At 40.9% G+C, this 9,810-nt stretch carries 9 protein-coding genes; 5 read left to right on the top strand and 4 right to left on the bottom strand.

Translation table 11 applies throughout. From position 1 onward, the window contains the following. Nucleotides 1-187: 187 nt before the first annotated feature. Nucleotides 188-814 carry a YchE family NAAT transporter gene (locus ABL924_RS10950; protein ID WP_349027131.1) on the top strand — a complete coding sequence of 209 codons (627 nt, stop codon included), beginning with the start codon at nt 188-190 and terminating at the stop codon, nt 812-814. A gap of 335 nt (nt 815-1,149) precedes the next feature. Beyond that, complete coding sequence (locus ABL924_RS10945; protein WP_349027130.1) at nt 1,150-1,737, top strand: DUF882 domain-containing protein; 588 nt, start codon at nt 1,150-1,152, stop codon at nt 1,735-1,737. Between the two features lie 134 nt (nt 1,738-1,871). Here the strand turns inward: ABL924_RS10945 and ABL924_RS10940 are convergent, their stop codons facing one another. The 3 genes from ABL924_RS10940 to ABL924_RS10930 form a co-directional block, all read right to left on the bottom strand. Then, nucleotides 1,872-2,852 carry a MerR family transcriptional regulator gene (locus tag ABL924_RS10940; protein WP_349027129.1) on the bottom strand — a complete coding sequence of 327 codons (981 nt, stop codon included), beginning with the start codon at nt 2,850-2,852 and terminating at the stop codon, nt 1,872-1,874. 232 nt (nt 2,853-3,084) lie between these two features. After that, a complete protein-coding gene (locus ABL924_RS10935; RefSeq protein ID WP_349027128.1) occupies nt 3,085-3,936 on the bottom strand; it encodes an SDR family oxidoreductase in 852 nt (283 codons plus the stop codon). Nucleotides 3,937-3,939: 3 nt separating this feature from the next. Then, entirely contained in the window at nt 3,940-4,875 is a 936-nt protein-coding gene (locus ABL924_RS10930) for a DUF523 and DUF1722 domain-containing protein (protein WP_349027132.1), read from the bottom strand. A gap of 327 nt (nt 4,876-5,202) precedes the next feature. Between ABL924_RS10930 and ABL924_RS10925 the strand changes: the two genes are divergently transcribed. The 3 genes from ABL924_RS10925 to ABL924_RS10915 all read left to right on the top strand — a co-directional run bounded on the left by ABL924_RS10925 (nt 5,203) and on the right by ABL924_RS10915 (nt 7,687). Beyond that, nucleotides 5,203-5,598, top strand: coding sequence for a DUF1499 domain-containing protein (locus ABL924_RS10925; RefSeq protein WP_349027127.1), 396 nt, complete (start codon nt 5,203-5,205; stop codon nt 5,596-5,598). Nucleotides 5,599-5,630: 32 nt separating this feature from the next. After that, nucleotides 5,631-7,013 (top strand): deoxyribodipyrimidine photo-lyase, encoded by a 1,383-nt coding sequence (locus tag ABL924_RS10920; RefSeq protein WP_349027126.1) that lies wholly within the window; start codon nt 5,631-5,633, stop codon nt 7,011-7,013. 248 nt (nt 7,014-7,261) lie between these two features. Next, nucleotides 7,262-7,687 (top strand): hypothetical protein, encoded by a 426-nt coding sequence (locus tag ABL924_RS10915; protein WP_349027125.1) that lies wholly within the window; start codon nt 7,262-7,264, stop codon nt 7,685-7,687. Nucleotides 7,688-7,764: 77 nt separating this feature from the next. On the opposite strand, the gene ABL924_RS10910 is transcribed toward ABL924_RS10915, so the two are convergent. After that, nucleotides 7,765-9,483, bottom strand: a complete 1,719-nt coding sequence (locus ABL924_RS10910) for a hypothetical protein (RefSeq protein WP_349027124.1) — start codon at nt 9,481-9,483, stop codon at nt 7,765-7,767. Nucleotides 9,484-9,810 lie beyond the last annotated feature (327 nt).

Genomic DNA, 9,810 nt, shown 5'->3' with positions numbered 1-9,810 from the left:
AGAAAGTTCATCTTTTCCAATTGACTATCCAGGTTAAGTTGAGTGCTGCAAGCAATAATTATCAGGCTCTGTAGATAAAGAAAAAAGCAGTTCGTATTTAGGCGTAATGTGCTACATTTCCACCATCGCGTTGCCTTATTCAGACAGGCTATTAACAGCGTAATGCAGGGGTTCGAACAGCAACATTATGCTTGAATATACCGATTATCTAAAAATATTTATAGCCTTATTGGCTGTTGTTGATCCATTGATAGCAATGCCGGTTATCGTCTCCATGACAGCTCGTGATAACGCATCTGAGCTTAAAGTAATCGCTAGAACCGTGGTATTGACCGTTATCACCGTGCTGTTGTTGGCACTTTATTTTGGTCAAGAAGTGTTAATTTTCTTTGGTATCAGTATCAATTCGTTTCGGGTTAGCGGCGGAATCTTGCTGATGTTGATGTCGCTTTCAATGTTGCAAGGCAAAATCAGCGAAACCGTACGCAATAAAGAAGAAGCCAAAGAAGAAGACAAACAAAACGCCGTGGTGCCGCTATCGATTCCTTTGTTAGCGGGTCCTGGAGCAATCAGTACAATTATACTTTACGCACAAAAGGGTAGCGGCATTCATCATTACTTGATGATTAGCGTAGATATTTTTGCCGTAGCTGCCATTTTATGGTGCGTATTAAGGGCTACACCGTGGTTGACCCAACACTTAAGCCAGACGGGAATCAATGTTGTGATCCGGCTAATGGGCTTGATTTTATTGGCTCTTTCTGTCGAATTTATTGCAGGCGGTCTGAAAGGATTATTTCCCGCACTAGCCTAATCTTTTTCAAAAAGGTTATAGTAGGAACGTCGAAACTACGCCAGGATTGCAGTAATGATAGGTTTATACAATTCTGTAGGTGGTTTTTATCGTTATTCCTATGTTTTACTGCTGTATTCTAAAAGAAAAAATGATTATGTAACAATCTAGTGAAGTATTTAAATAATTATTTACAATCAAATTGTTATATTGTTATATGGCGAATAAAAGTCATTTTTTCTAGCTTTTTCCAACACAAAAAGCACAATACACCAAAGTCTACTTAAGGGATATTTAAGGGTTGACAATCACAATCGTTCCTAGTTATATAAATTAAGGCTAGGAAAAATGGCATTATGAATGACCCAAAATTAGAAAATCTGAGCGTTGCCAACCCATTGTCTAGAAGGCACTTTCTTAAAGGCTTGGCTTGCGGTTCTTTAATGGTGATTGGGCCCCCTAAAATCGTGCATGCAGCTTTATCAAGCTTTACCACCCACAAAACCCTCTCATTAGAACATCATCACACCGGCGATAGCTTAAAGGTGACCTATTATGAGCACGGACATTATATTGGCGATGCTTTGGAAGAAGTTAGCTATTTTTTGAGGGACTATCATAACGATCAGGTACATTCTGTTGATGCAGGGTTATTAGACCAACTGCATGATGTCAAGCTGTTGCTTGGTGCAAAGAAGCCTTTTCATATCGTATCGGGTTATCGTTCCCCTGGCACTAACGCCAATTTACGTAGACATAGCAGAGGGGTTGCTAAACACAGCTTACATATGGAAGGTCGGGCAGTTGACATAAGAATGGAAGGCGTGAGTGCTAAGACCATTAGAAATGCAGCCCTTACTTTAAACAAAGGTGGTGTGGGTTATTACCCAAGTGAAAATTTTGTACATTTAGATACGGGGGAATTAAGAACTTGGCATAGTTAAGGGAATCTCTAAAAACACCCTCTCTGGGCTAGGGTCAGTGTTGTGAATAACTGACTCTAACCCTCATCCCGACCTTCTGCAGAAGGTTTTTTTTGAATTTTCAGAGGTTTCCTAAATAAAAAATTCGAAAATGCTTAACTTGCAAGTTTTTGGGCACTAAACGACTTGGAGTTTTGATCGTGTAGATCCTGAAGAATTTTTCTAAAATGTTCGTAGTTTTTAATTTTTAGCACACCCACCTCGTCCAAAACGGCTTCATAATGGCTCGCCTCCCTTCCCCCAACGATTAGCGCTACATCAGTGCCAATCAATTTTCTCAACCGACGTATTTCTTTTGCTATTACATGGTCGTCAGTTTTAAAGCTAATGCTCAATGTTACCGCTGTTGCGTTAGTAAATTTAACCGCAGCAGCGATTTCCTCCGCCGGCAGGTTTGCGCCAAGATAGGTTACTTTCCAACCTTTAAGTTCAGCAATGATACCGGCAAGTAAGGCACCTAATTCATGTAGCTGATTGATAGGGGTGCAAACTATCATTCTTGAGGCATTGGGTGAACATGGGTTGTTGTTTCGCAAAATATAGGTTAACGAGCGTACAATAGAAGATGCCATATGCTCATGAACCGGTCTAAGCTCACCCGATTTCCAACGATCCCCAATGAGAGTCAACAAGGGGTTTAATAGTTTTTCAATAAATATTTCCGTGCCTAGCTCAACGATGGCATTTTCGAAATGGGATTCCAGTGCATGGGCATCGAAAGCCAACACAGCGGCATAACATTTTTGTATGTAGTCCTCTGCAATGTGTAGTTTGCTACCATTCAGTGGTACGGACTTCTCAATTACTTGTACCATTAAATCACTTTCCTTCTTTAACAAAGACTTCAAGTCTTCTAAAGAAAGCTGTGCTATTTGGCTGATGCTATGTCCATCATTTGTTGCTTGGTTGAGCAGTTTAAGACGAGCTATATCCAAATCGGTATAAACACGATGACCGCCTTGGGTACGAGACGGATTGACTGCTTGGTAACGCCGTTCCCAGGCTCTTACCAGATCCGACTTAACACCGGATCTTTTGGATACTGTGCTAATTAAGTATTGTGCTGAATTATCCATATTTTAGATACTGGTCGTATTTATAAGCACAAAGGCCTGACGTACAAATTCTACCATGGGTTATACAACACATGGACAAATATGCCTATTTTTTATTTCATAATCATTATCAGTTACGACTTAGTATAAAGCTGTTTCCAAGGCTGTCAAATGAGAAATCCTCTTGTTTGGACTGGCTGACACTGGTTTTATCAAAAGCTATAGTGTGACAATAGCTTGACGGCCAGTCAGTTTACTTACCCGAATGAATTAACTCCAAATAGCCTGTTTTGTAGTCAGGATAAAGCAACTGGTAGCCGAGTTTTTTAAGCCTGTCATTACGACAACGCTTGTTCATGTCGGCATCATTTTCGGGCATTTTTGCGATGGGCGGATTGCAACGCAGCTTTTCCGTCATCCAGGTCAGAACGTCCCACAAGGGCGAAGGATCATCATCGCTGGCTACGTAACATTGTTCAAGACTAACACCTGCTAATCGCTGCTCAAGCAGAAATACTAATACGCCCACACAATCACGCTGATGAATTCGATTGGTGTAATAAGCTGGGTTTTGCTGTATTGACGGCGTTTGTTTTGCCATTCTCAGCAAATATTCACGACCTGGCCCATAAATTCCTGAAAAGCGTACGACAATATTGGCGGGATTGTGTGATATTAGCTTCTGTTCAGCATTGACGATTTTAAGGCTGGTGCTTTTAGTCGGATCGGTTATTGAGTCTTCATCAACCCATTCCCCTTGGTTTTGACCATAAACGCTGGTTGACGACACAAATATCCACGGCGCTTGTGAACCGGATTTCGCTAACCTGCTGAGTAAGTTGTCGACACCTGTCTTGTAGATATCATCGTAGCTATTTTCGTTACGGCTATCGGCGGAAACGATAAAGAAAATGTGTTCAAAATCCGTATCTAGTACTGCTAGGTCGGTAGAGGAAGTAATATCTGCACGCACAAACTTAAATTTTTCTTGGCTTGAAGTTGGTGGGTTACGTTTTAACCCCGTAACATCATGCCCCGCGTCCGCCAATGTGTTGGCTAACTCGTAACCTATTGCGCCGCAACCCACTATCAGTATCTTTGCCATCGTTTATATACCGTTAATGAGCTGTAATTCTTGTGGATAAGGCGACATATAGTAAGAATCTTCTATGTAAGGATCGGGGGTCTTCCTGAAATGGTGTTTTAGTAAGGTTAACGGCACGATAAGCGGTACTTCGCCTTGTCTATAACGCTCGATGACTTCGCAAAGTTCAGCTTTATCATCGGCATCCAACTGTTTTTTTAAATAGCCTTGTATATGCTGCAACACATTAACATGGCTTTTACGGCTGGCGACTTTTTTTAATGCCATCATCAACTGGGCAATATAGCTGCTTGCGACCTCATTGATATTGGCTTTGGTCACTGCCGCTAACAATTGCCCTAAATCGGCATAATTTTCGTGGCTCATAATAATTAATTTGTGCCGCGCATGAAAGCGGGTCAAGCCACTTGGCGTTAACCCTTCCGCCATAAGCTGCTTCCATCGGTGCAAAACATAAACGCGCTGGATAAAGTTTTCACGCAACCTAGGGTCGCCCAAGCGCCCTTCTTCCTCAACTGGTAATAGCGGGTTATTACGCATCATTTCCTCCGCATAAATACCAACCCCCATTTTTTGCGGTTGACTGTTTATATAAACTTTAACTCTTTCCATGCCGCAACTGGGTGAATCTTTTTTCAAGATATAGCCGCACAAATCAGCATGCGCCTCTTTTTGTGCTTTGGCATAATCGCGCAACGGGTCTGTGACATCCCAGCCAGGATTTTTTACGCCTAAACTGCGTATTTCCCTGTCTTTTTTGACCAGTTGGATCGTCGGACGTGGCGTACCCATGCCAATAGCGACTTCCGGACAAAAAGCTTGAAAATCAAAATATTGCGCTAACGTACCGGAAATATATGAATCACGTTTATGGCCACCATCGTAACGTACGGGCTGACCGAGTAAACAACTGCTAATACCGACTGGAATTTTTTTCATCATTATGATTTAGTTAACTGTCAGGTTAAAATCTACCATTGAATGACTAAATAACAAGAGATACGCGAGCTTATGCGCCAAATTAATGATAAAGGTTTGACCTTGTTAGTATTTATGGCAAATTGGTGCTTTGTATAGTCAATTTAATTAATTCTGCTTTCACAACAGCAACAGCCGATACTCGAATATAAGAATCAATGCAACTAATTGTTTTTAATTGAAATAAAAAAACCCGTCAAGACATCGCCATATTTTTAACCCAATCAGCCAGCCGTGATACCTCTTACTATGAAATTTAGCCTCTTTTTTATCATTATGACAATTAGCATGACAACATACGCCGAAACATTTGAAAAAAAGAAGTTACCTCCCTGCCTTGATACGCCAAATTGTGTCTCCAGCCAAGCGTCAGACAAACCGCATTATATTTTGCCGTTTAAAATTTCCGGTGATCCCAACCTAGCGTGGGCAGAGCTAAAAAAAATGATTACGGCGCATGAAAGGATGATAATTACCCATGAAACAGAGGATACTCTTCACGCTGAAGCTAGAAGCCTAGTGTTGCAGTTTGTTGATGACATAGATGCCATACTTGATACCGATGCAGGATTGATTCACATACGTTCCGCATCACGAGTAGGTCACAGCGATTTTGGCGTTAATCGCAAACGCATGGAAAAATTTAGGTTACAGCTAAGAAAATTTCATTTTTTAGAAAAATAGCTTGCTTGCAGTAGTCGATTGCTATAACGACAATGGTTAGTTGCCGATACCGAACCTCGTTATTCATCTTCCGTCGTGATCTAAGAATTCAAGATAATTCCGCGCTGAATCAAGCAATAAACGCTTCAGATCAGGTCTTGCCCTGCTTTATCTTTGATCCCAGACAGATAAAAAAACATCCTTATCAAAGCCAACCTGCGTTGCAATTTATGATGCAGTCTCTGGCTGATCTTCAACAGGCGTTTCAAACCATAGGCTCCGGCCTTGCGCTTTACAATGACTTACCCGCTGATGTAATAAAGCAGGTATTTCAGCAACATTCCATTCAAGCCGTGTTTGTTAATCGTGATTACACGCCGTTCAGTCGGACTCGTGATACTGAATTGATGCAAATTTGCCAGGACTTAAATATTGACTTCCATTCCCTCCCCGATTGCTTACTGACTGAGCCAGAACAAGCACTTAAGAGTGATTGTACACCTTATAAGGTATTTACAGCCTTCTACAACAACGCCCGTCAATTCCCCGTCCCTTTGCCTAATGCGCTGGAAAAGCCACGTTTTATCAAGCCTGATGGCGAATCGAATGTTAGTCAGTCGATTTTTCCGCAAACTGAAACCATCGCAAACGGCCCTACAGGCGGACGTAAACAAGCACTTGGGATACTTGGACAACTTGATAAACAAGCCGATTACCAAACACAACGTGATTACCCGTTTTTAGATGCGACCAGTCACTTATCCGCGCATTTAAAGTTTGGAACGTGTTCAGTGCGGGAAGTGTATTACGCGATTGTCCAACAATTAGGTTCTGAACATCCGCTATTACGGCAACTGTATTGGCGGGATTTTTTCAGCCATATCGCCTTTCACTACCCGTATGTATTTGGTAAGGCGTTTCACTCGCAGTATGACAACTTGGTTTGGGATAATAATCGGGATTATTTCCAACGCTGGAGCGAGGGCAATACTGGCTTTCCAATAGTCGATGCCGGTATGCGCGAGCTTAATGAAACTGGGTTTATGCACAACCGAGTAAGAATGATTGTGGCCTCATTCCTTGTAAAAGACCTGCATATCAGCTGGCGTTGGGGTGAACGCTATTTTGCCCAGCATTTAGTTGATTACGATCCTGCCGTGAATAATGGCAACTGGCAATGGGCAGCATCGACAGGCTGCGATGCCCAACCTTACTTCAGGATATTTAACCCCTGGTTGCAACAACAAAAATTTGACCTGAATTGCCAGTATATCTATCGCTGGATACCTGAACTTAATAGGTTTCCAGCAGCCGTCATTCATAAATGGCACAGTAAACATTCAGGTACGACTTATCCCGCCCCCATGGTCGATCATAGCCATGAAAGCCAAATAGCAAAATCACGCTACAAGAATTTATTAGGGGAAAATAAATAAACCAACGCTTGTCCATGTATTGTACTAATATAATTTGACAAATGTACTTTCGAGCAGTAAGTTGTAACCACGGTTTTATTCTATTTGATTACTTGATTTAGCTCTAGCAAACTCCAATAAAGTTAGCCAGAATCTTCATTCATAGTAAGCAAATGGGGTACGGTTTTTTTAACCTCAACCATAATGTCCTCCTCTATAGCCCTCCCAACTCGTGTGGGGGGTGCTTTTTTTATAAGATAGGTTCACAGATGAGCTTGATCAGTCCTAGAGTCACCCAAGTCGCGAAGTTTTTTACTGATGCCAATTTTTACATTTCTGTCATATTCTTGGTATACGGCGGATTAACCGCGATAACCGAAAATTACAGTATTTTTGAATTCAATGAAGACCTTTTCGGCATAATGCACAACAATTTACGCATTGCTTTGCTTTATTTGGCGATGACTGAGGTGGTGATTTGTGTCTATTGTTTTATAAGCAATCAACCCAAAATGATGCTTTTCGTCGGTTACTTCCTGATTATGATGATGGGTTCATCGACATTTTACGGGAAAGTTAACAGCATCCCGATAGATAACAACATTCCTTTATTTTTCCTGTACACAGGTATTTCGCATATCCTCTTCGGCCTGTTATTGAGTCTGGAGAAAGTCAACACAAAAAAATATTCTTGATCAATTAAAATCCGTTTGTGGCGTGACATTACTGTGTGCCAACCGCCCCCACTGTCAAGGTTGATATTTTGCGATGATTAATGAGAGTCAATCACCTCAACATGATTAATAAAGCTCGTTAGATGTAATTGTTTAGTTTGACGGTAACGAACGTTTTCATTATTTTTATTAATAAAAATAAATTCGTCAGGCTGAAAATGTTTATTCATAAAAACTAAACTTGCAGATTGTTTGGATGCTCCTACGCTGGTCAAATAAATAGCATATACCTCATCATCTGGACGACCGGGATTGAAAACTTTGACGGTTGTAGCATTTGTACCCACTAATTCAACCCCCATAAACATGCCAGTTTCTTTTGATTGAGCCAACCATCGAATCAAACCAATGGTTACATTTTTATGCAATATTCCGATAATGTCGCCAACTTTAGGTTTTATTTGATTGTCTGTCCATAGCAGGCCGTAACCCTTTGTGCTTTTGTCAACAAGGCGCATATTAACTTCATGACTATCTTCATGACTACTTTGCCATATTTCTGATGGATCTGTAAATTCAATGACTTGGAAAGCTTGAGAAACTGTTGTACTGGTTGATTTTTCGGAATTGGAATCTGCGCCGAAATCAACTTCCTTACCTTCAACTCCGGATATTTCAAATTCCAGATTACGTAATTCTCCGGGGCGGTTTAGTTCAGAAATTCTGATCCCTGTATTTACACGATGCCTTTCGGCTTCCTTGCCAAGTAAAAAATCGACAATATTGTTAAACCCCATAGTGCCAAGATGATTACCTTGAGCCGCTTCCCTGGAATCTTTTCTTTGCTCATTCATGGTCAATGCCTTTGCCAGACGAAGCAGCATCAATCGATCCACAGGAAGATGATGGGCGCGTTTATCGTAAGTCGCTTCGAGAATTTTGCTGGCGACAGTTACGGTAGCGATGTACAAACGGTTTGGGTCATGAACATCTGGGTTATCATCAGAAATAGAGGGTGGCTCATTACCTTTAAGATGAATGGATGGAATGCCATTGAACTTCTTTTTTGGGACAAAATTCAAAAGACTGGTATACACCGCATACTGCCCCAGTAATTCATAAACCGTGCGCATTTCCTGGGGTGAAAATTGATTAGTGTTACTTAAGGCAAACACGAGTACGCGTTTAAAAGCATTATCAATGCGTTGTGCATCTGGGTTGCATTCACTATCCGTTAAGAGGTAAAGCTGGGCAACACGATAAAATTGGAAATATTTATGCCAAAAATAAACATAAGGCTTGGTATAGGTTTGGAAAACATATAATAAGCCCTTACCCATAGCTTGGATGCCGTTGCACAAAATTATCGTTTTTTCTTCTACGGTATAGTATTCCTCGGCTTTAAACCAATCTTCCTGCGCTAATAACAAATAGGCATTGGCTAATTCCAGGCTACTCCAGACAGAAATTTCACTCCTAGCCATCACATTATCGACAGGATTCAATTCAGAAGATGAATCCGAACTGCTTGAAAAAGTAGTTAGCATGGTTGTAGCTGATGCTAGCATTGAACCCAACTTTTCCAGGAAAAACAATCGCGTTCTACCAGGGATGACCTTGGGTACCGGAGGATAATCATTATTCAGTGTTTGTAATACTTGTAAAATCTGTTGACATTTTGCAATATCATCAACGTTTGTAAGCGTTTTAAACCAAATCGAAAACTCCATTTCGTCAATTGCAAACGGTAATGGTAATTTTTTTGGAGTGGGGCAAGGAGGAAATGGTTTTGACAGACTAAACGCGTGTGAACTCATTAAATTTAACGCCTTTATTTATGGTGAATAAGCTATACATACTGAATCTAAGTCAAAAAAAGCAACCGACCCTCTGTACCATTTTAATACCTACTTGCTATATCTCCAAATTCTAACCACACTTGCTCTCGTTGCAGTTTAACCACCTTACATCAATAGCATGGTTTGGTTTAGCACACCACACAGCAAAGCATTTGCCTAAGATGCTTAAATTTCATCAATTAGCATCTAATACTAATCCCAATAAGTTCTCATTGTTACCTTCTCCAATGGGAGAAGGCCAGGATGAGGTGATTCATATAACAATATTTTGGAATTGGTATAACT

It is taken from the genome of Methyloglobulus sp., from assembly GCF_040079455.1.
In the GTDB taxonomy this organism is placed as follows: Bacteria; Pseudomonadota; Gammaproteobacteria; order Methylococcales; family Methylomonadaceae; genus Methyloglobulus.
Note: the sequence above shows the minus strand (reverse complement) of the source record. Positions and strands in the feature narration are given on the sequence as shown.

Coding starts and splice junctions, on each gene's coding strand:
- ABL924_RS10945 (WP_349027130.1), top strand. CDS start 1,150: ATGAATGACCCAAAATTAGAAAATCTGAGCGTTGCCAACCCATTGTCT.
- ABL924_RS10940 (WP_349027129.1), bottom strand. CDS start 2,852: ATGGATAATTCAGCACAATACTTAATTAGCACAGTATCCAAAAGATCC.
- ABL924_RS10915 (WP_349027125.1), top strand. CDS start 7,262: ATGAGCTTGATCAGTCCTAGAGTCACCCAAGTCGCGAAGTTTTTTACT.
- ABL924_RS10910 (WP_349027124.1), bottom strand. CDS start 9,483: ATGAGTTCACACGCGTTTAGTCTGTCAAAACCATTTCCTCCTTGCCCC.
- ABL924_RS10930 (WP_349027132.1), bottom strand. CDS start 4,875: ATGAAAAAAATTCCAGTCGGTATTAGCAGTTGTTTACTCGGTCAGCCC.
- ABL924_RS10950 (WP_349027131.1), top strand. CDS start 188: ATGCTTGAATATACCGATTATCTAAAAATATTTATAGCCTTATTGGCT.
- ABL924_RS10925 (WP_349027127.1), top strand. CDS start 5,203: ATGACAACATACGCCGAAACATTTGAAAAAAAGAAGTTACCTCCCTGC.
- ABL924_RS10920 (WP_349027126.1), top strand. CDS start 5,631: ATGGTTAGTTGCCGATACCGAACCTCGTTATTCATCTTCCGTCGTGAT.
- ABL924_RS10935 (WP_349027128.1), bottom strand. CDS start 3,936: ATGGCAAAGATACTGATAGTGGGTTGCGGCGCAATAGGTTACGAGTTA.